Raw genomic sequence first — 25,489 nt, 5'->3', positions numbered from 1 at the left:
TAATTCGAGATAAAAAAACAGGACAGACTGCTTAAGCAATCATCCTGTAAAGCTGGGATTGTCTGTTGTGTAACGCTCACTGTAAAATAAGTTCAAACTATCTGCCACATTCCTCATTGATGGTAGCGAATTCGTCTCATTTCCCTCTTGTTCTTTTACTTTATCATGTAAATAGTTTAGAAAATTATAGGTTTGATAAAGTAAGCTAGCAAACTCTTGGGCGTTTTCCTTTACCTCATAACGAATTGCCTTCACTGCAATTGCTTGGGCAATTAAATGTTCCCTGGCTATAGGAACTTGCTCATCGTCTAAATCATCCTCAGTCACTCTGTATAATAATTTCATTGCCTCGTACACTTCCATGTTATTTTGAAATCGATCCTTGAGCCATTGCATGATAAATTGTAAGAGAACAACTGCATAGATAAGTGAGAGACATTCATCACCTAATGATTTTTTCGACAAACGTTTAAAATGTTCTGTCTTTGTCACTAGCTCATATAAAATTAGCCGAATTGGATATAACATTGCATGACCGCTGTTGATATATAATTGCTCTCGATCCTTGTACAAAGCCAACCAAAAGTCCCTTACTAGGGAAATCGATTTTCTTGTGGACAATGCTAATTGACATTGAATAAGCTCATATTGAAGTGTAGGCAACATCAATCGTTGAAATAAAATTTCTTCATCCTCATTTATTAATAACAATGGTTTTTCTAAATTTGCCAAATCTATTTCTGTACCATTGATTAACATTTATAGCCCCCCTTTCTATGAATTTTACATATAAATATTTCTTATTTCCAAACTATATTTCGACAAAAATTTATAAAAACCTTTTAAGAAAAAAGTCCTTTTTCACATAAAATTTTGATATTGTAACACTATTTTTTATAAAAAAATCCGCAAACCTTCATCGGAAAATACCACCTTACAACACAAGGGTTGTAAGAATTGTAGGCTTAACCACAGAAAGTAAGCAGATTCTAGTTACGTATTCTTTTTTCTGAAATGTAAAAGAAAAGATTATCTGTCAAACTATTCTCTTACTTCTTTATCAACAAATTGTTTAAAATGCTGCAGACATTGCTTCACTGAACCCTTTTGTTCAAGCACCTTATTTCTTAATGAATCCGCTTTCTCAGCATCATTGACAACTTCCTTATAAAGAGCAAACATGTCGGCTAATAATTGCGCATTCTCCTCTTGTTCGATACTAGGTAGTGAATAGGCAGCAATAGTTAATAATCGCTCGATTTTCTCTGGCGTTTTTTGTAGCGCGTTGGAAGAATAATAGGTTGATGCAGCTAAAAAATAGCATAATTTTGCACTACAATCTATAAACAAATGCCAGTATGTATTGGCATCTGGTATTTCACCTGCCCTTTTAGTAACATACTCTTTATAAAATGTAGTGACCTGTATATATAAAGGATTTAGTTCTCTCATAGCTTTTGGATAATTATTAGATGTATCCAAATAGTCAAATACAATAGCATCCATCTTTTGTTGTAGCTTTACAATATCTAAATGATCACGAATTACTTGAATTTCCATTTTACCACTCTCCCATGTTCTCATTTGTTTTCTAAACGTCATTCCTACTCCCCTAAGCAGTCCTGTACATTCCAAACAAATCGATCTATTATCAATTGGAATTATTCAAATTATAGCAATAAACCAATTCAAGAAGTGTGGTCATGAAGAAAATAAGACAATTTCGTGAATTAATAGCATTTTTGTGTACATAAGATAATCTATTTTGATAGAATTAAATCCTTTGTACATATTCCTCAAATAAAAATTGCTCCTTTGCACGATCAACAATTTCTATAATGCTTCCCTGGACATATTTTTTTATTCTTTGTTTTGGTACATAAAAATAAGCATTGTTTGTGATTAGCCATTTACTAAGCGTCCAATCGCTACCCTGCTGATAATTTGTCAATATACGTTTATGGCGAAGTATGTCTGCCATTTTGTAAAAACCCTCTGATAGTTCATAGGCAGAAACATCAAAATTAAAAATGGGACTCACAACCTGTCCAGTATCAAAAATATGTATTGTTTGCCCCTGTTCATCAATAGCAAGCTCTACTGTACTGATTTCATCGAACAAATTTAAGCCTCTGTATTCCATTTGGTAGATTTGTTCCACTATTAACCGCCTCCTTTTTTTACAACGTTCCTATTGTAACACAGAAAAAGTAGCTACCTCCAAAGTCAATTGAGACAGCTACTTCTATCAAATTGTTCAATTTTGCTCTTTATTGCTTACACCGCGTAAGAAGGGTTATTATAATTTACTAAAATATTATCCCTGCACACGAGTGATTTTTACATCTTTTAAGATTGTATTCACTACCCAGCTCGCTGCAATTAAACCTGCAACAGAAGGGACAAACGCATTTGAAGATGGTGGCATTTTCGCTTTGCGAATAGCTGCATCTGGCTTCCCAACATGCTCGACAACGTCTGGTCGAACTACAATAGGGCTTTCATCAGAGAATACCACTGTAACCCCTTTATGAATACCTTCCTTGCGTAATTTTGTACGGATAATTTTTGCTAATGGATCTGTGTGAGTTTTCGAAATATCTGCAATTTGGAAGCGAGTAGGATCCATTTTATTCGCTGCCCCCATACTTGAAATAATTGGAATATTACGCTTTAAGCATTCCTTCATAATATGAATTTTATACATCACAGTATCACTAGCATCAATCACATAATCAATGCCTTGTGCAAAAAATTCTTCATATGTTTCTTCTGTGTAAAACATATGCATATCAATCACTTCACATTGTGGATTAATATCTGCAATTCGCTCTTTCATAACACCTGACTTCGATTTACCTACTGTCGAAAGATAAGCGACTAATTGGCGATTTACATTCGTGATATCAACATTGTCCTTGTCCACTAAAATAATGCGCCCAATTCCACTTCGTGCACACGCCTCAGCTGCAAATGACCCAACACCACCTACTCCAAGTATGGCAACTGTTGTATTTTTTAATTTCTCGAGACCCTCTGTACCTATAGCGAGCTCGTTACGTGAAAATTGATGTAACATTCTTACACTCTCCGTCTATTATAATTTTTTTTTTATTTACATGTGCAGAAATATGCATTGTGAGAGATGCGGCCCTCACTTTATTAGTAAACCTAGTTAAATACTAAGATAAAATCAAACCTATCTTACATTTTATCATGTTATTCTTCAAGTGAAAATTATAACTAAAAAATATTCAACATTTAAACGGGCATTTGAAAGGTTCTCCCTTCAAATGCCCCTGTTTAAACTCGATTAACTGCTTAGTTGTTCATCTTTTTTTTGAAAGGATTCTATAAAACCTGGATAAGGCTGGATATTAAGTTCCTTCAAAGCTGCAATGACTGCACCTCCAATTGGTGGAAGCAACGGTGTCATAAATTGTAATGGAATGCCATTAGCATTTGCGAGTTGCTGTAACTTAGGTAGAAAATAACTTTCATTCTCAAATACTCCTCCTACTAAGACAACAGGGACATGCTCTGTTCCCCAAATCATTTGCTTGTAACAAGCTTTAATTGCTCTATATTGTTTTTGACAAGCATCCTCTAAAATTTTATTGGCAACCTCATCACCCTGAGCAGCCATCGCAGTAACATATTTGCTTAAAGGAGCAACAACTGTACGTGGATGCTCTTCTCCATAAATACATTCTATTAATTGTGGTACATTAGTTACAGCAAAATAATTTAGTATGGCATCTGTTAAAGCTGTTGCTCTTCCTCTGCCATCATAGCCTTGAAAAATTGCTTTCAACGCTTGTGCCCCCAAATCATATCCACTGCCCTCATCATCAAACAGATACCCCCAGCCTCCTACACGATGAAAAATTTGCTGTTGATCATAGCCCATTGTTATGGCACCAGTTCCTGCTATTTGTACAATACCTGCCAGACCAAGTGTTCCCGAATAAAGGGCAATTATTGCATCATTTTCGACGGAGATAATTGCTTTGCTTGGAACATATTGTCGTACTATTTCTTCTACAGTTCTCTCTGCATGAAGCTCCTTCACCCCAGCCATACCAGCATAACAACTATGTATAGCTGAAAATACTTGAGAGTTCTGTCGCTGTAAGTTTTGCATGATCGTATGAATTGTTGACTCAAAATAATGAAGATTCATTGCTGTCGGATTACTACGAGTTGTCACTACTTTAGCATAAATATTTCCATGTTCATCACAAAGGACCGCAGATGTTTTTGTGCCTCCACCATCTATCGCTAAAACATACATCATTTTCACCTCTTTCCTCATAAAGAAAAAAGGATTGATTTCTCAACCCCTTTCTCTATTTGCACTATCATCTCGTAAAGCCAAATGATTCCCATGGCTGAATAGATGCTAGTAAAAATTGTTCTTCCTCAACGACTCTAGCTACTATATTGGTTGAGCCAGCATTGGGCATTTCCTTCAACACAATTTGCAGTTCGCCCTTATAACGAATATCCAGATTATTATCAATGGTCACATCGCCCTGTTTTAATGGATTTGTATCATGTGCAGGGAAGTCACCATTTTTATATTTAACGCGTGACTGTGTACTTCGAATCATATATTCTGAAACGTCCCCACGGTTAAAATGAGGCTCCTTAAATAGAATCGCTTCTTCTAAAACAGATGTTTCAGCAGAGGGTACAATTTTAAGTTCAAGTTTTTGACGATTTAATTGACCTAAAGCATGGAGCTCTTCTTCAGAGGCATACATATTTCCAATAATACAATCATCGATTAATCCTGTATGCCATAAATCCTTAGCTTGCACAGTAATTGGTAGATAACGATGCTCTTCTAATGTTGGCAAGCCATGCTCGGTTTGCTCCCAAGGTCCATATTTGGCATGCTGCGATGAAATCATGGCAGCTGTGCGAATATGATTCGTTTTGAACAGCTTAGAGGTAGTTAAAAAGTGCTGACGAGAAAGACCAGTAAAACGCCTTGGATAAAAATTGTGACAGCCTATAATATTATCTTTATTAGGTTGGTAGGATAATATATTTTCTACATACTTAGTACCATTACTAATATTTAATTCTACTTTTATATTACTTGCATCAAGTGACATAAAAGCTTCTTCCTGACCAGAAAACCCCATATCTAAGCGCAAAGCCGCTAAATGATAATGTTCTTTAAAATAGCCGATATCTTTAAAGGGTAAGCCTAGGTCTTCGAAGACTGCTGGTGCAACATCAGCCGAGATATCAAACCCAAGTCGCTGCGCAAATTTATTGATTTGCTGTAATTTTTGCCGCTCCTCATTGTTATTTAACGACAGTAGACATGTAAATATTCGATCAAAGCCATTGTCATGAGCAAGCTGCACATAGTGTTTCATTTGGTCAAGTGTACTATGCTGAGGATATAGTGAAATTCCTAATCTTCTCAATTCAGATACCTCCGTTAATCAGCCATTACACTTCTACTTTTTGACTATTTGATTGTGTAACAGACTGTTTACTTTGAGCCTCCGCTTCAGCAGCTCGTTGCTCATTTTGCTTTGCCATACGGTTTGCCATCGATAAGAATGGTAAATAGATACAGATAGCAACAGCAATTAGAACAATACTAAGCACTGCACCGCGCCATGATTGTGTTACTAAAAAACCATTAATAATAGGAGGTGTCGTCCATGGTGCAGCTATTGTCGCTGCTGGTACTAAGCCCCATTTAGTTGCAAAGAAGGCAATTGTGACATTGATCATAGGCGTTAAAATAAACGGCACAAATAGAATTGGATTTAAAACAATTGGTAAACCGAATAGCAATGGCTCATTAATGTTAAACAATCCTGGTGCTGCCGAGAGCTTACCGACCGTGTTATACTGTTTGTTCTTCCGCGCAATGATGAAAATAGCAATGATTAAGGCAATTGTAGTACCTGAACCACCCATATTGATAAAAGCATCAAAGAATGGTTTGTTAATAATATACGGTGCTACTTTACCTGCTGAGATTGCTGCAACATTGGCATCAATTGCTTGTAGATTAATCGATTGCATAAATGGTTCAATAATATTTGCCCCATGAATACCAAATGACCATAAAAATGTTGGAATAAACGCTAAAATAAGACCTGCTACCCATGTATTTGTTAAGCCCATAAATGGCTCTTGAACGGTTGAATAAAATGTACCAATAATATCTGGAATATCAAAGCCAGCAGAAATAATTGTACGTACTAATGCTATTAAACCAATTATAATAATTGCTGGTAGTAATGCGGCAAACGACTTTGAAACTGCTGGCGGTACTCCCGCAGGCATTTTTATTAAAAGCTTTGGATTGCCCGATAAACGTGAGAATAATTCAGCAGAAATTAAGGCTGTAATGAGGGCTACAAATATGCCTCCAGTACCTGTCGTTAGCCCTGTTAAGCCGCCCTCCCCAAATGTCCCAAAGGTCATGTAACTAGCAAGCCCTATCACACCACCAGATAACGCATCTTTGTCATAACTTTTTGTTAGGTGGTATGCTACGACAAATGCTAATAATAGTGAGATTATTCCAAATGTCGCACCCCAGATGTTGCCGCCAAACTGAGTCCAGGTTTCGTGCTTCCAAATGGAATCGAGTGCATTTTGATATAGCTCAATAGGAAAAGTATTAATAAGCACAGCAAATGATCCAACAATTGTCAATGGCATGATTGTAATAAACCCATCACGAATGGCAACTAAATGACGTTGATTCCCTACTCTAGCAGCAACTGGCACAAATTTTTCTTCTAAAAAACGGAACATTTCACACACTCCCTTTATTTTTTATTTGGACATCAAAATTTGATGCTACTCCCCTTTGATTCGTTCATATAACTCAATCATTTCCACAGCTAAATCACGAAATGTTATAGCATTCATTAAATGATCCTGCGCATGGATTAGCAGCATGGAAACTTCTACTTTTTCGCCCCTCGCCTCTTGTGACAATAAAGCCGTTTGAGAATGATGTGCTTCAATTAAAGCATCATTAGCAAGCTTTATTTTGTCTTTTGCTTCAACAATATGCCCCTTTTTTGCTAGCTGAATGGCTTCCATGCACTCACTCTTTGTATTGCCACTATGCACAATCAAGCCCATTATGGATGCCATTAATGCAGTTTCTTCCATCGACTTTGCCGCCCCCTTAACCAATTAGCGTTAATGCCTGCTTCAAGACATTTTCACCATTCATCATGCCGTAATCAGCCATATTAATAACATCAATTGGAAAATTCATATCCTTAAATTTTTTTTCAAATGATCCCTTTAAGTACCGAACTTGGGGGCCTAGTAAAAGCACGTCAGGCATTTTCGTAGCTATTACTTTTTCAACCTCCCCCTCAGCAATTGCATAAATATCTGCCTCCATATTTTGATCCTGTGCCGCTTTTTGCATCTTTGACACTAGTAAACTAGTACTCATTCCTGCTACACATACAAGCATAATATTTTTCATTTTCAACACTCCTTTTAATTATTAATATGGTCTTTTTAACTAGCGAAAATTTGTTGTTTTCCAGCTTTGAAATCGCTTACTTAAGTTGAGAATAGCACCAATTGGTATATACCACAATATACTTTTTACACTATTTCCCTCGTTAGAAAATTGTTTCAAAAATTGGGCTATAACCTTCTTTCAGGCGAATAAAAGGTTTCACCAAACTGGTATAGTCCAGAAAAAAGTTTAAAAAAAATTTTATAATTCATCTGTATAACCCATTAAAAATACTCGTAAAAGGCGGGTTTCTCAGTAGGTATTGCAAGCTGCCATCGCTCAACAAGCTCTTTTGTTGGCTGTTTATGGGCATATTCAACTGCTTCACTTACAGAAAGGTAGCCTATCATCATAGCAGAAAAAAGATTGATTGGTAATGCTAACATATGCATCGCAGGGATTGAATTAGTCTCTACAATTGAAACATTTCCATCTTTATTTATTTTAAAGATATGCTCATTCCATGCACAAAAGGAATCTTCTATACGCACATACAAGGGCTCTTGCATTTCCTGCCATGAATATTGCTGCATAAAAGAGAGAACATCCACTATTCGAATCATGACATCTTGAACAACCTCTCTTTTAAACTGTGGTTCTTTAAAATGAAAGCCAAAGTGATGGTCGCTAGAGGTAATTCCCTTAATGTTAGTAACACTTGCAGCATGTGTTGAGACAAAGCGCCAAATTGCTTGTTCTGCTAGTAAATCCTCTGCTATAAAATCATGAATTTCAAATATTTCATTGTGTATCGTATAACGAATATAGCCTGCTACATTATCAGAATTAAAGTAGGCCGCCAAATGACTGTCTGGCATCCTTCTCTCTATCCTTTGCCACCACGCATTATTTCGTAGCATACCTCCATTACGAGTAAGTGCCTGTGCATTATGAAAATCCTTAATGTCACGATAAAGGCCATTATCTCGGCATTCAAAGCTCATGCGCTTAATAACATCTAATTGTTTTCCGAAATTAGGAAATAGCATTTGCGGAATGGAGTAATGTAGTTTTTCAAAAAATAGCTCCCAGCCAAAATAACGATAAAAGGAAACAGAAAAAGGGGCTAAGACAGATACGGATTGCCCGTTTTCCCTCATTTTCAATAGTGCTGCTGTCATTAGCTGTTTAATAATTCCCTGCTGCCGATATTCTGGATAGGTGGCTACAAAGCCAATTCCGCCCATAGCATAACTCTTACCATGTACAGTTATATTAAGAGGTAATATTAGTAGCTGACCAACTACCTTCTGTGCATCATATGCCCCGAGCGTTATGCTGTGCTCAATCCAGTATTGAAAATCCTCACGGCGTGCTCCTATATATTTATTAGGAAAACAATAATCTCTTAGTTGATGTACCTGACAATAATCTTCTGGTGGAATCATCTTTATATCCATAAAACAAATCACCCCTATTCAATACTGAATATTCTTGAAATTCACAAACTTATTAAGTGCGTTTTTACATACTCCTCCACTTCATCTGCTGTAGAGAGTAGTAAAATGCGCTCAATATGTAGCATTGATTGCTGCTTTGAAAGCTTAGCAATATGCGCTCTCGTTTTTAGAATAGAGGAGGCACTCATCGAGAATTCATTTAACCCCAATCCTAGTAAAATTGGTATGGCTATTTCATCTGCCGCCATTTCTCCACACATACCTACCCATTTACCTTGCTGATGGGCTGCAACAATAACATTTTTTATTAATCTTAAAACGGCTGGATGGTATGGCTGGTATAAATAAGATACATTTTCATTCATGCGGTCTGCCGCTAATGTGTATTGAATTAAATCATTTGTACCAATTGAAAAAAAATCTACTTCCTTAGCAAAAATGTCCGCAATAATAGCTGCTGATGGGATTTCAATCATTATTCCGATCTCTATGTTTTCAGCTACTAAATAGCCATTATTTTTTAAATATTGCTGTTCCTCAAGAAGAATGGCCTTTGCGCTTAGAAATTCATCCAAAGTTGCAATCATTGGGAACATTATCTTTAAATGACCATAGGCACCTGCCCTTAATAAGGCTCGAAGCTGTTCACGAAAAATATCGTGCTGTGTTAAGCTAATTCGAATTGCTCGATAGCCTAGAAAAGGGTTCATTTCTGCTGATAGTTTTAAATAAGGTAGATGCTTATCACCGCCGATATCTAAGGTCCGAACAATTGTTGGCTTTCCCTGCATTTTCTCAAGTACACTTTTATAGGCTTGAAACTGTTCCTCCTCAGAAGGTAGCTCCTGACGTCCCATATATAAAAATTCCGTTCGAAAAAGACCTACACCATCACCACCAGCATTTAGAACCATATCTACGTCCTCTGGTTTACCAATATTACCAGCTATTTCTATAGCACATCCATCAGCGCTAAAGCTTGCCATTGAACGGTACTGGAGAAGCTCTTCATACGCGGCTATGTGCTGTTTGTGTTGTTGCTTGTAAAAGTTTAATACTTCTGAGGTAGGATTCACAATAATTTTGCCATTTGTACCATCTAAAATAATCGGAGTCCCTTGTTGAATGACTTGTGTAGCGTTTTTAGTACCTACTACTGCCGGAATCTCTAATGTTCGTGCCAGTATAGCAGAATGAGACGTTTTACCACCAATATCCGTAATAAACCCCTTTACATACTTCGTATTTAGCATCGCTGTCATAGAGGGTGTTAAATCCGCTGCAACAATGACAACATCAGAGGTTAAACGATTCATATCTACCATTTCAATGCCTAGCAAATGCCCTAAAACTCGTTTAGAGACATCTCTGATATCTGCTACTCGCTCCTGCATATAAATATTGTCGATCCTCTCAAACATCTCGATATACATATTCGCTACTTCATCTAAGGCATACTCAGCATTTATCCCTGATACAATTTTCGACTCAGTTGCTGCAATCATTTCTGGGTCTTCTAACACTAATAAATGTGCGGCAAAAATCGCTGCCTTGTCTGCACCAAATTTGACCTGAGCAATTTCGTAAATCTCTTGAAGCTCCTTTTTTGCTTTGCCCCTAGCAGTCTTGAATCTTTCTAGTTCTTCTTGTACATCCAAAACAGTTACTTTTTCAAACGATAAATCTGGGTCCTTTAAACAATATGCCTTTGCAAAGCTGATGCCATCAGACACTGCTATTCCCTGTATTTCTAGCATTCCTCACCAATTCCTTTAGAAATGAGTACTTCTGTAACGGTTTGAAAAAGCTTCTCTGCATCAGGACCCTCTGCTGAAATTTCTACAATGCTTCCCGGAGTAACTCCCTGAGCCATAACACCCATAATTGATTTTAAATTTACTGACTTTTCCTTATATGTTAAGGCAACATCACATTCAAATGGTGTAACAGCAGTTACAAGTAATGCTGCAGGTCTAGCATGTAGTCCCTCTGGCGCTGTTATTTTATACATCTTTTTCATCGATATCCCCTCCGTTTTTTCAATTAAAATTAATCCGATGTTGATAATTAGCCATCAAAGCCTCATTATGAGACCGATTGGATTCAACATTATTGCTTTCAAAAACTGGTAATGCACAACCTTCTCTTGCCATATTCTTAATCACTTCACCAAATAATGCATTTAAAATAAATGACCCAATCACTGTGGAAGCGGGTGCAAACTGTATTTTATTGTAGCTTAGAACACCATCGCCTATTGGTGTATGCGTATTGATCATTATATCCACGATTTCCTCTAAACGTTTTCCACTTGGATGACGCGATGGCTGATTATGATAGTTAAGAGACTGTAGTGATATAACGACTACCCCTGATTGTTTCGCTAGAAGAGCTGCATCTATTGGGGCAGGATTTCGACCAGAAGTTGAGATAACGATACATACATCATTTTCATGAAAGTCAAATTGCTCCTTATATTGCTCAATAATCGTCGGGTCCTTTTCATTTTTAGATGATGTTAATGCACCTGCATGTAATGTTAAAGGTTCAATAATGATTGGGCGTACAGGCACAAGCCCCCCCGCACGATAAAATGCATCCTGCGCTAAAAGTTGAGAATGACCACAGCCAAATAATTGCACAATACCACCAAGTTGAAGCCGTTCCACAATTAACTGTGCAGCTTCAGCAATTTGAGCATGTTCTTGCTCTTGCACGGTTTGCATTAGCTTTTGTATTTCTAGAAAGTATGCATACATAGAATCACCTTTTAATTTCACTAATGAATTTGTAACGATCAGCTCGATAAGTACTACGCACAAGCTCAAACGGAACACCATCAGATAAATAACTTGTACGTTTAATAATTAAGACAGGTGCTGTATGATTAATTTGCAAAAATTTACTATCTTCTTTTGTAACAATAGCTGCCTCCATTTGTTGAATGGCATTGCCAATTTTTTGATGGAACTTTGCTTCAATCAAGGCATACAATGACCCCATAATTTTCTTTTCATCTAGCTCTGGATACACTTTTACTGGAATATATGTTCTTTCAATTGCCATTGGCTTAGAATCCGCATTACGAATTCGTACTACAAAAAATACCTCTTCGCCAGGCTCTAACATTAAATCACTTGCCACATCAACTGGGGGTACAATTTTTTCAAATCGAAGAACTCTACTGCTAGGTTCCATCCCTCTAGCTCTCATGTCCTCAGTGAAACTCGTTAATCCCTTTAATGGTTGCTCTAATTTTGGATTCGCTACATAGGTGCCTCTTCCTTTTTCTCGGTACAGTAAGCCACTATTCACTAAGTTTGTAATAGATTGACGAACAGTCATTCTACTGACATCAAATTGCGTTGAAAGCTCACGTTCAGAAGGAATGTTTTCTCCAATCTTGTATTCTTCTAAATAAATGCGTTGTTTAATAATCTCTTCTATTTGTATATAGATAGGTATATGAGAATTTTTATCTAACAAGTCTTGCACCATCCTTATCGCCTCTTTACTTTCATTTCTCAAATACAACTTTACCCTGACAAATAGTTTTTTGCACATTTAATTTTTCATCAAGTAATACAAAATCTGCATCAAAGCCTTCCATGATACGTCCCTTAGTTGTAAGCTTTAATTGCTCAGCAGCATTTGTAGAGGACATTGCAACAATTTCCTGCCATGAGCAATTTGTGATTGCTTTCATATTTTTTACTGCTTGTTCCATCGTTAACACGCTGCCAGCTAAAGCTCCATTAGACAAATGTGCCCCAGCCTTGGAAACATGAACAGTTTGACCCCCTAAATCAAAATCACCGTACTGTAAGCCTTTCGCCCGCATCGCATCGGTAATTAAAATTATTCCTTTAGCTCCCTTTGACCGATACGCTAGTTTGACAGCCTGAGGATGACTATGCACAAAATCTGCAATGATCTCGACCTTCACCGCATCCTCTACTAACACTCCTCCAACAACACCCGGATTACGGTGATGAAAAGGACGCATTTGATTATATAAATGTGTAGCCTGGCTTACACCCAGTTCAACTGCCCTCTCCACATCCTCAATGGTTGCATCAGAATGCCCTATAGAGGGAATTATCTGTGAGCCCCTTAATGATTCAAGAAAGGCAAAGCCTCCTTCTACCTCAGGGGCAATCGTAATTTGTTTGATACGTTGGTTACTTATTTTTTGCCATGCTGCAAATTGTTCGATGGAGGGTAATATAATGTATTCAACTGGCTGTGCACCTGCCCTTTTTTTTGAAACATATGGTCCCTCTACATGAACTCCTAGTAAGCATGCTTCATCTTCACTATTTTCAAAAAGTGCAATATTGGCTAAAGCGCTTTCAATTGCTTCTATTGATTGTGTCATTGTAGTAGCAAGAAAGCCTGTTACTCCCTCTTTTACTAAAGAACGGGCTATCTGATGTAAGGCAGATGGGGTGGCATCCATCGTATCGTGACCAGCAGAACCATGAATATGCATATCTATATAGCCAGGAAGCAAGAACCAATTTTTATCTTTGCCATCAATATAATGCTCAGCACGGTCAGATAATGCGTGACTTATTTTTCTAATTTTACCGTTGTTAATCAGCAAGTCGCCCTTATACGGTAGCTTATCGTGATGAACTATCGTAACATTTGAAATTAATAATGTCCCCTTCAATGAGTCACCCCCTTTATTCCCCTATGAAGGAGTATTGCTGAATCAAACAAGCTACCAATATTTATTTGGTATAGTTGTCTATACCAATTATATGATGCTTTCACAAAAATAAAAAGTAATTTTTTCATATTTTCTAAATTTTTCTTTAAATTTTAATTATTCACTAGCCTATCGATGAAATTATTTTTTTGGGCAATAAAAAAAGGAGCAATACATGCTCCTTTTGTTTCACTATGTATGGACGAATCCCGATTGTGCAGCAATGCCAAGAAACATTCGTTTTGAACCCGCAAGTCGCAGGGGGGTGCCCGCTTTGCAGTGTTAAACGTCCCGCTCCTTGTTAGGGCATGTTTGCGACTACAAAATGAAGGCTCCCAATTCTATAATGTTCGGTCAAAACTGTTAAGTAGAATCAGCAGATAAACAAACACATCAGGATTCGTATTACAGTTATCATAACACCATATTTCAGATAATTCAAACGATTTTTCGTTAAAAAATATAAATTCCTGCGAAAACACAAAAAATACCTAGATTCCCAACATTTTTTGCTAGAGAATCCAGGTATTTAGAAGTACTAATTATCTTTTAAATGCTTTAATTGCTAAATTTAACTCATCCAATTGCTCTGTAGAAACAGCACTTGGTGCACTAGTTAATAAGCAGCTAGCACTTGCTGTTTTCGGGAATGCAATTGTATCACGTAAATTGTTGCGGCCTGCTAGTAACATAACAAAGCGGTCAAGACCAAATGCTAGACCTGCATGTGGTGGTACACCGTATTCAAATGCTTCTAATAGATAGCCAAATTGTGCTTTTGCTTCCTCTTCTGAGAAACCAAGTAATGCAAACATTTTTTCCTGTAGCTCACGTTCATAAATACGTAGTGAGCCTCCACCAAGTTCATAGCCGTTTAGTACAATGTCGTATGCTTGTGCACGGACAGCAGAAGGATCCGTTTCCATTAAAGGAATATCTTCATCAAATGGACGTGTAAACGGATGATGTGCTGCTTTATAGCGACCGTCTTCCTCAGAGTATTCTAATAGCGGCCAATCTGTGATCCATAGGAAGGCAAATTGTGATTCATCAATTAAGTCTAAGTCATGGCCTAATTTCGTACGAAGTGCACCAAGAGAAGCTGCTACAACAGATGCTTGATCAGCAACAAATACTAGAATATCCCCAACCTCTGCTTTCATACGCTCCATTAATGCACTTGCTAATGCCTCGTCAAAGAATTTCGCAATCGGACCATTTAAGCCTTCCTCTGTTACCTTTAACCAAGCAAGACCTTTTGCTCCATAAATACCGACGAATTTTGTTAATTCATCCATATCTTTACGGGAGTATCTATCTGCAGCACCTTTAATATTAATACTTTTTACTTGTTTTCCTTGTGCTACTGTATCAGCGAATACTTTAAAACTACAGCCATCAAAAATATCATTTAAAGCAACAAGCTCTAAGCCAAAGCGCACGTCTGGCTTGTCTGAGCCGTAACGGTCCATTGCCTCTTGATATTTCATGCGTTGGAATGGAGCAGGTATATCAATCCCTTTAACTTCCTTCATAACAGCTTGGATTAAGCGTTCATTCATTTCTAAAACTTCTTCTTGTGTTAAAAAGCTTGTTTCAATATCGACCTGTGTAAATTCTGGCTGACGGTCTGCACGTAGGTCTTCATCACGGAAGCAGCGTGCGATTTGGAAGTATTTTTCAAAGCCTGCCACCATTAATAATTGCTTAAATAGCTGTGGTGATTGTGGTAATGCATAAAATTCACCTTCATGGACACGTGATGGTACTAAATAATCGCGAGCCCCCTCTGGAGAAGATTTCGTTAAAATTGGTGTCTCCACCTCTAGGAAGTCTTCGTTTTGTAAGAAATTGCGAATTGTACGTGTAACATCTGAACGTAGCTTGAATGTATCATACATAACTGGACGACGAAGGTCTAAATAACGGTATTTTAAACGTAAATCTTCTGAAACATCTGTGCGGTCCTCAATTTGGAATGGAGGTGTTTTTGCTGTATTAATAACAGTTAATTTTGATGCCTCTACCTCAATTTTTCCATTTGGCACATTTGGGTTAATTTGATCTTCTGCTCGAAGAATAACTGTCCCTTCCACTTCAATGACATATTCACTACGTACTTTATCTGCTAAAGCATGTGCCTCAGCAACATCAGGACTAAAAACAACCTGTGTGATGCCTGTACGATCACGTAAATCAATAAAAATTAAACCACCTAGGTCACGGCGGCGTTGTACCCAACCTTTTAATACAACTTTTTCGCCTTGTAACAGTTCTGATAATTCGTTACTAGCATGTGTTCTTGTAGCCATTTATTTAGTTCCTCCAAATAATTTTTATTTATGTAGCATTCATTCCTATAAACGATGAAATAATGCCTTTTGACTGTCCCAGTGATGGACGGTTTATTTTTAATAGCTGAATTATGATTGCTGTAATAGGTAATTCACTAATGCTGAAAATTCAACTTTTTGTTGTTCGCCTGACTGCATATGCTTAATAGTTGCAGCTTGCTCCTCCAGCTCTGTGTCACCTAAAACAATTGTATACTTAGCGCCTAAACGATCTGCGGATTTCATTTGTGCCTTCATTTTGCGATCCAAATAATCCATCTCCGTAGCAATGCCCTTCGCACGGAAGGTACTTGTTAATTCAACTGCCTTTAGCTTTGCTTCATCACCCATAGCAATCATATAGACATCAAGACCTGATGCTGTGTCTAATTCAACTCCCTCAGCTTCAAGAGCTAGTAAAAGACGCTCAATACTTAATGCAAAACCGATTCCCGGTACATCCGGTCCACCAATTTCTTCCACAAGCCCATTGTAGCGCCCTCCACCACAAAGAGTCGTAATGGCGCCAAAGCCAGAAGCTGTTGACATAATTTCAAATGTCGTATGGTTGTAATAATCAAGACCTCTTACAAGGTTTGGATCAACCTCATATGAAATACCTAGAATATCCAAATAAGTTTTAACTTGAGCGAAATAAGCTGCTGATTCCTCCGTTAGGAAATCCGTTAATGCTGGTGCTGATTTCATTAAAGGATGCTCGCGGTCTACCTTACAATCTAGGATGCGCAATGGGTTTTTTTGTAGTCGATTTTGACAATCTGTACAAAATTCATGAATATGTGGTTCAAAATGCTGGAGCAATGCCGTACGATGTGTATCACGTGTAACCTTATCTCCAAGTGAGTTGATGACTAATTTTAAATCCTTTAAGCCTGCTGATTCATAGACATCCATAGCTAGTGCAATCACTTCAGCATCAATTGCTGGATCAGCTGAACCAATTGCCTCCACGCCAAATTGTACAAATTGACGATAACGTCCAGCTTGTTGACGCTCATAACGGAACATTGGACCTAAATAGGATAACTTAACTGGCTGGTCTGGGGCACCGAACATTTTATGCTCAACATAAGCACGGACTACACCAGCTGTATTTTCAGGACGAAGCGTCAATGATCGCCCTCCACGATCCTCAAAGGTATACATTTCTTTTTGCACAACATCTGTTGTTTCACCAACACCACGTGCAAATAAATCTGTTTGCTCAAAAATAGGTGTACGGATTTCGTTGTACCGATAAACATGACAAATATCTCGAATAATCGCCTCGACTTTTTGCCATTTTTCTGATTGACCCGGCAATATATCCTGCGTCCCACGTGGTACTTTAAAACTCATGTAATTACCTCCTCTATTATTGCTTATGAAAATTTTGAGTGTCTGCTTGTTAACCTAACCGGTTTTTCATCTGGATTGTGCGAGCTCCACATCTTTTTAGAAACAAAAAAGCTCTCGCCACCTTGCATATTGCAAGGGACGAGAGCTATAGAAGCTTCCGCGGTTCCACCCTAGTTGACGCGCTTAATAACGAGCGTCCTCCTCATAATCGGATAACGGCCGATTCCGTTTTTTCCTACTAAGCATTACTTTTCAGAAAAAAGCCTCTCAAGTGTTGTTCACGTCATACATTTTTGTAGGAAAGATTGCAGCCTAGGTCTTTCCCTCTCTTTTCCAATAGAGGTACACGCTACTTGCTTGGTCATAAGCAGTAAATCAATTTTTGATTACCCTTTATGTTAGTCACAACGAATGACAATGTCAACTGTTTTTGTATTTTTCACGAAACAGTTATGAAAACAATAAATTCCATTACCATTTTCCCACGAATTCTATTACTAAAGCATGGTAAAATAGCACAAGGAATAGGAGGAATCTGATGAGAACAAAACTTTTACATATCATGATTATCTTCGTGCTAATATTAACGATTGCCATTCCAAGTAAAATTAATGGTCAAAGTGCGTTTGCTGACACCAGTGATTTAAAAGTGACGGGGTCGATTCTTCATTTACGTGAGGGACCAGGACTGTCCTACCCCATTATTACGACGTTAGAAGAAGGTGATTCTTTAACTTCTATTGCTCGAGAAGGAGACTGGATTCAAGTAAAAGCAGGCAATGACGAAGGTTGGGTAGCATCATGGCTGACTGCACCTATAAATGCTAAACAAACCATTGATAAAACTATCATTTCACAGGTTGATCGTCTTAATATTCGCACTGAACCCGATATTTCTTCGGCGGTTCTTGGGCAACTATCAACAGGGAACCAAGCGAATCTGATTGAAGAAAGTGGCGAATGGGCGAAAATCGATTGGAACGGGCTAGTTGGCTGGGTTTCGACCGATTATGTAACCATTAATAATATACCTGAAAAAAAAGCTGATTCTGATAAACCAGTCATTGAAGTATCTACAAAAAAGGTGAACAAGGATACAACATTTACGGTGTTAGTGGATACACTGAATGTTCGAAAAAAACCAGATTTAAATGCCAAAAAAGTAGGTTCTGTTAAAAAGGGACAAGCCTTTAAAGTATTAGCCCAAGAACACAATTGGGTACAAATTCAGTACAATAAGAAAATATCTGGCTGGGTCTATAGTTTTTATGGAACATTTTCAAATGTAGAAAAAACTAAATCCACATCTTCCTCATCTACAGAGCTGGAATCTGTGACAATTATCTATAATGGGACAAACTTACGGACAGATGCTACTACAACAGCTGAGGTCGTAGAACGTGTTGATGCCGGCCAAAGCTACCCTATTGTGGGTGCGAAAGATGATTTTTATGAAATACAATTAGGTGACAAAACAGCATTTGTAGCGAATTGGGTCGTGACTACTACCTCCAACAAAGCTGTGACGACTAAAGAGAATACCTCTGAGCCTCGTAAAAAAGGAACGTTAAATGGGCTTACAATTGTGGTCGATGCTGGACATGGTGGTAATGATCATGGTACCACGGGACAACGAGGAACGGATGAGAAGGATATCACATTAAAAACTGCTTCTCTGCTTGCTTCTAAGTTAAGGGCTGCTGGTGCCAATGTTGTGATGACTAGAGAATCGGATGAATATGTAGCACTCCGAAAACGTGTCTCTATAGGCCATCAGCATGAGGCAGATGCTTTTATTAGTATTCATTACGATGCAACGGGCGATAGCTCCATTAATGGCTTTACATCATACTATTTGAACAGTAACCAAAAGGGTCTTGCAGAGGCCATTCATAATGGGCTGTCCAGCAAAATAGATTTAAGAGATCGTGGAGCTCAGCAAGGGAATTTTTTAGTACTACGAGAAAATCGGCAAAAGGCTGTCCTTCTTGAATTAGGCTTCTTAAGTAATGCTAGTGAGGAACGTGTCGTGACAACAGCAAAATTCAGAGAACAAGCAAGTCTTGGGATTTATCAAGGCATCTTAAATTATTTTAATGAAGGCAATTAACATCAAAAAGCTGTGCAGATAGAAGATAACAATCTACTTTTCTGCACAGCCTTTTCTTTTAAGAGATTCCTAAAGCGACAGCCGCAATTAATGCAATACAGGCAATAACTGCCCAGCCAAGAATCATCTTCCAAATAAATTTTATCCATTTTTCATACGGAATACCTGCAACAGCCAAATATGCCATCAAGGCCGATGAAGTAGGAATAATTGAGTTTGTTAATGAATCTCCATATTGGAATGCTAAAACAGCAACTTGGCGCTCTAAACCTAATAAATCTGTAATCGGAATCATTATTGGCATTGTTGCTGCAGCTTGACCACTACCTGATGAAATAAACAGGTTTAAGAGAGCTTGAATAAATAACATTCCGATTGCACTAATAGAGTGTGGCAAATGACCAATCGTTTCCGATGCAGCATAAACAATTGTATCAATAATTTTCCCTTGCTCAAGTACAACTGTAATGGCACGTGCAAAACCAACTATAAGCGCACCAAAGGTAACAGCCTTAGCCCCATCAATAAAGGAATCAAAAATCGTTCCAGGCTTTAATCCCCCTAAAAGCCCTGCAATTAAGCCCATAATTAAAAAGGATGCCGTTAATTGAGTTAAAAACCAGCCCCAGTTAAAGACCCCATAAATATTAAAACCTATTCCACAAGCCATCGCAATGAACACTAATTTATGCTTTCCTGTTAAGGTTGGCATAGCAATTGTAGAAAGATTTGATTTTGCCTTCTGTTCAATATCATAGATAACACTTGCCTGGGGATTCTTTTTGACTTTAAAGGCATAGCGCGATACATAGAAAATCGCAAACCCTAATACAAACACATATACAACTGCACGGAAGCCAATCCCTGAAAATAAAGGTACATCAGCTAAAGATTGTGCAACCCCTACTGTAAATGGATTGAGCATTCCTCCAAAAAAACCACTAGCAGCACCAAGCGTAATCATAGCTGTTCCTGTTACTGCATCAAACCCCATTGCCCGGGCTATCGCTACCCCAATTGGCACAAAAATAATTGTTTCTTCTGCCATCCCCATCGTGAAACCACCAACAGAGAATAAAATCATCGATAATGGAATAAGTAGTTTCTCCCTGCCCTCTAATGCTTTTACACCCTTATAAACACCTGCTTCTATCGCACCAGTAGCACGAATAATTCCAAACACACCACTTACTAGAAAAATATAAAATATAATCTGTGCTCCCTTTTCTAGCCCCATTGGAATAGCTGTAAACATTTCAAAAAATGATACAGGTTCACTCTCAATATGATGGTAGCTTCCATCTACAACCAGCATTCGACCTTCCTTATCCTCTACACGGTCAAATTCCCCTGCTGGAATAATATAGCTTAAAATACCTGCAAGAAAAATAATAGCAAAAATGATCGTATATGTATGAGGTACCTTTAGCCAGCTTTTCTTTTTAGCCATTTGTTCATTTTCCATATATCCCACCCACTTATCTTCAATAATTCAGACATTAGCGTTTTTTCTATTTCATGGATACTCCTCCCTAAAAATTTTGTCGCTATATGTCGTTTAATTGAAAATAAATATACAATAGTTCAAATTTATTGTAAAGTATTAATTTTCTATCATTTCATATCTCTAATAGATTAGTTGCTTTATATAGCTTTCGTGGACGCCCCTGATGATATGGATGCTCTTCACCTGATAATTCGAGATAATTTTGCTCCATTAATCGATTAATCATTCGTTCTGCCGATCGACGAGAAAGATTTAAATACGTTGCTAATTCTGTTGCAGAAAAAGGTCGATTTTTATTTAACTTAATAAATTGCCTAATTAAATTTAAATTTTTAGCACTCATTTTTAATTTTTCAGCAACCTTTAATATCTGCTGATTATTATTCGATAATGCTATTTTTTTATTATTTTCAAATAATGGTCCATGAAGTCGGCTTTCTTCATCAACAAGGCACAAAACAGTGGAATGCTCGTCAAATTTTGTTGTAAAAAACAATGCTTGGGAGGAGTGTTTCTCAGCTTCATGTAATGAATATCCAAATCCTATTCCAATATGAAAAGTTGTTTCAAATTGCACTTCAAACTGTCTCATTAATGATGTTAAGTAGACCCTATCAATTGTTTCAATTACGCCTCTTGTAGAAAAAATTAAGTAGGGCTCTTGAAGGGATTGAGCTACCCTTGCGTGAAACATTTTAGATACTTTTTCTAAATTCTCCATCCACAATTGTTGATTAGAAATAGTAGCATTCTCTCTGCTGCGAATTGATACAACAGCAATTTGTGATGAAATTAATAGGGTGTTTTTATAAGCATTAAGGGCTTTATTTACAGTTGAGATAAATGTCTGTTTCCGTTCAACCATATAGCTTGCTGGGATTCTTGCTTGTTGTAACGCTTCATAAACAGCATGTAAGCTTGTAAGTGCTAGCTCCGTTTCCCCTGCTTTATACAACTCCTTATGGAACATGATATAGTCATCAATTTGGAAGTGATTTATTTTTTCGTTTTGAACATATACCCAGGCGTAATCTATTACATGCAGCTTGGGAGGTTGTATATCCGACTCTATTAAAACTTGATTTAGAATATCTTTTTTAGGTAAATCAATTGATAGTTTAGATAATTCTACTTTCTGGTTATGTTGTATGGATAGCAATGATAATGACAATGTTAATTCATCAAACGAAATATAGGTTGCTTGAATCTTTTTAGCTTTTATCTTATCTATGCAGTAATGATAGGAAATCGAGCCAGCAAATAATAAAATGTCTGACTGGGCTGCTGCCTCATCAATCAATTCAACACTTTGCTCAGGTACTGTGTAAGGGAAATGAATAAATTGCACTTGAGGAAATGCCGAAAAATGTTGTTTTATGTTATTCCAGAAAAATAATGAGCCAAGTACGGCTACCCTTTGCATTGTTTAACTTCCCCTTTCAAAATGACAAAACTTTTAGATAATTATATAGTAAAAATGACTCTACATCATAAAAAAAACCTCCAGTCACATAATGTGAATTGAAGGCCTCCACTTACTTACTTATTTTTTAACTGTTGCCAAGGTAACCCACACAATTTCCTCCATACGAATGAAGAAAGGCGTACGACTAATCTCTACAACGATATGGTCAGGTAATACTGAAGCTAATTCACCTTGCTGAATATTTTTCTCAGTTTGTACTACAATAGCCTGACCAATCATCATGTTAAGAGTTTCGTATAAATATGGATTTGATATGCTTCCCATTTTCGTCATCTTTAAGACACTTCCTTCCTACAAAACTAACCATACTTTATAGTGTATGAAGGAATCATAGGAAATGTACCATTATTTTGACTCAAGAAGTATAGTAACGGGACCATCATTTGTAAGTGCAACGTCCATCATTGCCCCAAATATACCTGTCTCCACTTGTAAACCGTATAAACGTAAGGCATCATTAAAAGCCTGCCATAACGGCTCCGCAACTTCTGGTCTTGCTGCATTTGTAAAACTTGGTCGATTCCCCTTTTTTGCATCCCCATACAATGTAAATTGTGAGACGGATAATATAGCCCCTCCATGCTCTAAAATAGAGTGGTTCATTTTTCCATCAGCATCTTCCCAAAGGCGAAGATTAGCTATTTTTTTGGCTAAATAGTCAACATCCTCTTGTGTATCCTCATGTGTTATTCCTACCAAAAGGACATAACCATTATCAATAGCGCCAGTTACTTTCCCGTCAACCGTAACAGTGGCTGCTTTACTACGTTGTAAAACTACTTTCATTCTTTAAAACCTCAATTCTATCGTTGTCCATAAATAAGAAAGTTAATCCACCAAGGACTCTTTTAATTAATCACTCGTTGCACTGAATAAATATCTGGTGTTTGTTTAATACGCTCTACAACCTTATGCAAATGCGAAATATTTGAAATCGATATTGTTAAATGAATAGTCGCCATTTTTTCACGATCAGCCCGACCACTGACAGCTAAAATATTTGTTTTCGTTTCACTAACAATTTGCATAATTTCATTTAATATGCCGGGTCGATCAAAGGCTGATACTTCAATATCAACTGGGTATTCTTTTTTCTCAGGAGTCAATCCATTTTCCCACTCAACCTCTATCAAACGTTCCTGCTCATCCTCTACTTGGATGTTTGGACAGTCTGCACGATGTACCGAAACACCTCTCCCTTTCGTAATAAAGCCGACAATATCATCACCAGGCACAGGTGTACAACAACGTGAAAGTCGAATAAGCATATTGTCAATACCTTTTACGATAACACCAGATTCTGTGCGTTTTTGTGGAACATGATTTTTCATTTTTTGTTCGATTTTCTCGAGTGCTTCTTCCTGTTCACGTTCCTTGCGGCGTTTTTCAGCTAGTCGATTAACAACTTGCTGTGCAGTTATACCATTCACACCAACAGCTGCATATAAATCATCTTCATTTGTGTAATTAAATTTGTCGCAAACACGCTTTAAATTTTCAGCAGACATGGTCTCCTTCATGTCATAATCCTGTGCACGGATTTCCTTTTCAATCATCTCTTTGCCTTTGAGAATATTTTCTTCACGAAGATGACGTTTGAAAAACTGTTTTATTTTATTTTTTGCCTGTGAGGATTGCGCTATTTTAAGCCAATCACGGCTTGGGCCAAAAGATTGCTTAGAGGTTAAAATTTCAATAATGTCTCCCGTTTTTAACGGTGTATCAAGCGGTACCATTTTACCATTAATTTTCGCGCCAATTGTACGATTTCCGACCTCTGAATGCACACGGTATGCGAAGTCGATAGGTACAGAACCTGCTGGTAATTCAATGACATCTCCTTCAGGTGTGAATACATAAACCATATCAGAAAATAAATCAAATTTTAAAGATTCCATAAATTCCTCAGCATTTGAGGATTCATTTTGAAATTCTAAAATTTCACGGAACCATGTTAATTTTTGATCAACATTTTGTTTTTCGGTATCAATCTTTTTACCTTCTTTATATGCCCAATGTGCAGCAATCCCGTACTCGGCAATCTTATGCATTTCCTTTGTACGAATTTGCACCTCTAATGGGTCACCATAAGGGCCAATTACTGTCGTATGCAGTGATTGATAAAGATTTTGCTTGGGCATTGCAATATAATCCTTAAAGCGTCCAGGCATCGGCTTCCATAGCGTATGCACGATTCCTAGCACAGCATAGCAATCTTTAATACTATCGACCAATACACGAATGGCTAATAAATCATAAATCTCATTAAATTGTTTTTTTTGCAACACCATTTTGCGATAGATGCTGTAGATATGTTTTGGACGACCATAAATATCTGCATCGATTTCGACCTCTGTAAGCTGTGATTTCATTTCAGCCATAACATTTTCTAAATAGGCCTCACGTTCATCGCGTTTTTTCTTCATCAGACTAACAATGCGGTAATATTGCTGTGGATTTAAATAACGAAGAGCTGTATCTTCTAGCTCCCATTTAACTGTCGAAATTCCAAGGCGATGCGCAAGTGGCGCAAAAATTTCAAGCGTTTCTTTAGAGATACGGCGTTGCTTTTCAGCAGGCAAATGCTTGAGCGTCCGCATATTGTGTAAACGGTCAGCCAGTTTAATTAAAATGACACGGATATCCTGTGCCATAGCAACAAACATTTTACGATGATTTTCTGCTTGTTGCGCTTCTTTTGATAAATATTTAATTTTCCCCAGCTTTGTCACGCCATCAACAAGCATTGCAACCTCTTCGCCGAATTCACGAACTAAATCGTCGCGCGTAAAATCTGTATCCTCGACAACATCATGTAAAAAACCAGCCGCAACTGTTTCAGGGTCCATTTGTAATTCAGCTAAAATACCAGCTACTTGTACTGGGTGAATAATATAGGGTTCACCTGAACTTCGGAATTGCTCGATATGGGCATTCCTTGCTAATTCATATGCTTTTTTCACGAATGCGACATTTTCATCATTCATGTAGGATTTGACTAACTCAAATACGTCCTCGGGAGTCAAAATTTGCTCTTTCGCCATAACAT

23 protein-coding genes, 1 other RNA gene and 1 other annotated feature are annotated in these 25,489 nt (G+C 37.5%); of the genes, 1 reads left to right on the top strand and 23 read right to left on the bottom strand.

Translation table 11 applies throughout. The features are described from left to right. Positions 1-39: 39 nt before the first annotated feature. The 18 genes from AC2CGN_RS08735 to hisS form a co-directional block, all read right to left on the bottom strand. Positions 40-759 carry a hypothetical protein gene (locus AC2CGN_RS08735; protein ID WP_429989862.1) on the bottom strand — a complete coding sequence of 240 codons (720 nt, stop codon included), beginning with the start codon at positions 757-759 and terminating at the stop codon, positions 40-42. 282 nt (positions 760-1,041) lie between these two features. Further along, the gene (locus AC2CGN_RS08730; RefSeq protein ID WP_286925955.1) at positions 1,042-1,560 is read right to left on the bottom strand and encodes a hypothetical protein; all 519 of its coding nucleotides are present in this window, start codon (positions 1,558-1,560) and stop codon (positions 1,042-1,044) included. A 214-nt stretch (positions 1,561-1,774) separates the two neighbouring features. Further along, a complete protein-coding gene (locus AC2CGN_RS08725; protein WP_429985759.1) occupies positions 1,775-2,161 on the bottom strand; it encodes a hypothetical protein in 387 nt (128 codons plus the stop codon). A 156-nt stretch (positions 2,162-2,317) separates the two neighbouring features. Next, positions 2,318-3,079, bottom strand: a complete 762-nt coding sequence (locus AC2CGN_RS08720; protein ID WP_429985760.1) for a tRNA threonylcarbamoyladenosine dehydratase — start codon at positions 3,077-3,079, stop codon at positions 2,318-2,320. Between the two features lie 234 nt (positions 3,080-3,313). After that, on the bottom strand, positions 3,314-4,315 hold the full coding sequence (locus AC2CGN_RS08715; RefSeq protein ID WP_484513362.1) for an N-acetylglucosamine kinase: 1,002 nt from the start codon (positions 4,313-4,315) through the stop codon (positions 3,314-3,316). A gap of 46 nt (positions 4,316-4,361) precedes the next feature. Then, positions 4,362-5,444, bottom strand: coding sequence for a DUF871 domain-containing protein (locus AC2CGN_RS08710; protein WP_484513360.1), 1,083 nt, complete (start codon positions 5,442-5,444; stop codon positions 4,362-4,364). 25 nt (positions 5,445-5,469) lie between these two features. After that, a complete protein-coding gene (locus AC2CGN_RS08705) occupies positions 5,470-6,798 on the bottom strand; it encodes a PTS sugar transporter subunit IIC (protein WP_286925951.1) in 1,329 nt (442 codons plus the stop codon). Positions 6,799-6,843: 45 nt separating this feature from the next. Further along, positions 6,844-7,164: a PTS lactose/cellobiose transporter subunit IIA gene (locus tag AC2CGN_RS08700; protein ID WP_283868873.1), complete on the bottom strand. Its 321-nt coding sequence runs from the start codon at positions 7,162-7,164 to the stop codon at positions 6,844-6,846. Positions 7,165-7,180: 16 nt separating this feature from the next. Then, positions 7,181-7,492, bottom strand: a complete 312-nt coding sequence (locus AC2CGN_RS08695; RefSeq protein WP_054771320.1) for a PTS sugar transporter subunit IIB — start codon at positions 7,490-7,492, stop codon at positions 7,181-7,183. Positions 7,493-7,755: 263 nt separating this feature from the next. Continuing rightward, positions 7,756-8,931, bottom strand: coding sequence for a GNAT family N-acetyltransferase (locus AC2CGN_RS08690; protein ID WP_484513357.1), 1,176 nt, complete (start codon positions 8,929-8,931; stop codon positions 7,756-7,758). Between the two features lie 41 nt (positions 8,932-8,972). Next, on the bottom strand, positions 8,973-10,688 hold the full coding sequence (gene ptsP / locus AC2CGN_RS08685; RefSeq protein WP_484513355.1) for a phosphoenolpyruvate--protein phosphotransferase: 1,716 nt from the start codon (positions 10,686-10,688) through the stop codon (positions 8,973-8,975). Further along, on the bottom strand, positions 10,682-10,951 hold the full coding sequence (locus AC2CGN_RS08680) for an HPr family phosphocarrier protein (protein WP_054771321.1): 270 nt from the start codon (positions 10,949-10,951) through the stop codon (positions 10,682-10,684). Before AC2CGN_RS08680 ends, ptsP begins: the two co-directional genes overlap by 7 nt. Positions 10,952-10,970: 19 nt before the next feature. Continuing rightward, positions 10,971-11,690 carry a sugar isomerase domain-containing protein gene (locus AC2CGN_RS08675; protein ID WP_429982577.1) on the bottom strand — a complete coding sequence of 240 codons (720 nt, stop codon included), beginning with the start codon at positions 11,688-11,690 and terminating at the stop codon, positions 10,971-10,973. A gap of 4 nt (positions 11,691-11,694) precedes the next feature. Next, the gene (locus AC2CGN_RS08670; protein WP_429984004.1) at positions 11,695-12,417 is read right to left on the bottom strand and encodes a GntR family transcriptional regulator; all 723 of its coding nucleotides are present in this window, start codon (positions 12,415-12,417) and stop codon (positions 11,695-11,697) included. A 31-nt stretch (positions 12,418-12,448) separates the two neighbouring features. Beyond that, entirely contained in the window at positions 12,449-13,606 is a 1,158-nt protein-coding gene (nagA, locus tag AC2CGN_RS08665; RefSeq protein WP_429982579.1) for an N-acetylglucosamine-6-phosphate deacetylase, read from the bottom strand. Between the two features lie 241 nt (positions 13,607-13,847). Then, positions 13,848-14,048, bottom strand: a non-coding RNA gene (gene ssrS, locus AC2CGN_RS08660) — 6S RNA. A 139-nt stretch (positions 14,049-14,187) separates the two neighbouring features. Beyond that, positions 14,188-15,957 carry an aspartate--tRNA ligase gene (gene aspS, locus AC2CGN_RS08655; RefSeq protein WP_429982581.1) on the bottom strand — a complete coding sequence of 590 codons (1,770 nt, stop codon included), beginning with the start codon at positions 15,955-15,957 and terminating at the stop codon, positions 14,188-14,190. A gap of 111 nt (positions 15,958-16,068) precedes the next feature. After that, positions 16,069-17,337, bottom strand: coding sequence for a histidine--tRNA ligase (gene hisS, locus AC2CGN_RS08650; protein WP_429982583.1), 1,269 nt, complete (start codon positions 17,335-17,337; stop codon positions 16,069-16,071). Positions 17,338-17,468: 131 nt separating this feature from the next. Next, positions 17,469-17,711, bottom strand: a binding site (T-box leader). A 164-nt stretch (positions 17,712-17,875) separates the two neighbouring features. On the opposite strand from hisS, the gene AC2CGN_RS08645 reads away from it, so the two are divergent. Next, entirely contained in the window at positions 17,876-19,447 is a 1,572-nt protein-coding gene (locus AC2CGN_RS08645; protein ID WP_484513351.1) for an N-acetylmuramoyl-L-alanine amidase family protein, read from the top strand. A gap of 58 nt (positions 19,448-19,505) precedes the next feature. On the opposite strand, the gene AC2CGN_RS08640 is transcribed toward AC2CGN_RS08645, so the two are convergent. The 5 genes from AC2CGN_RS08640 to AC2CGN_RS08620 all read right to left on the bottom strand — a co-directional run bounded on the left by AC2CGN_RS08640 (position 19,506) and on the right by AC2CGN_RS08620 (position 25,484). Beyond that, a complete protein-coding gene (locus AC2CGN_RS08640) occupies positions 19,506-20,912 on the bottom strand; it encodes a YfcC family protein (protein WP_286925936.1) in 1,407 nt (468 codons plus the stop codon). 154 nt (positions 20,913-21,066) lie between these two features. Next, the gene (locus AC2CGN_RS08635; protein ID WP_484513350.1) at positions 21,067-22,377 is read right to left on the bottom strand and encodes a MarR family transcriptional regulator; all 1,311 of its coding nucleotides are present in this window, start codon (positions 22,375-22,377) and stop codon (positions 21,067-21,069) included. Between the two features lie 120 nt (positions 22,378-22,497). Beyond that, complete coding sequence (locus AC2CGN_RS08630; protein ID WP_286925934.1) at positions 22,498-22,713, bottom strand: DUF2642 domain-containing protein; 216 nt, start codon at positions 22,711-22,713, stop codon at positions 22,498-22,500. A 72-nt stretch (positions 22,714-22,785) separates the two neighbouring features. Continuing rightward, entirely contained in the window at positions 22,786-23,226 is a 441-nt protein-coding gene (gene dtd / locus AC2CGN_RS08625) for a D-aminoacyl-tRNA deacylase (RefSeq protein ID WP_484513348.1), read from the bottom strand. A gap of 62 nt (positions 23,227-23,288) precedes the next feature. Continuing rightward, the gene (locus AC2CGN_RS08620) at positions 23,289-25,484 is read right to left on the bottom strand and encodes a RelA/SpoT family protein (protein WP_429989855.1); all 2,196 of its coding nucleotides are present in this window, start codon (positions 25,482-25,484) and stop codon (positions 23,289-23,291) included. Positions 25,485-25,489: the final 5 nt, after the last annotated feature.

The organism is Lysinibacillus sp. DFXJR4 (assembly GCF_057196045.1).
Note: the sequence above shows the minus strand (reverse complement) of the source record. Positions and strands in the feature narration are given on the sequence as shown.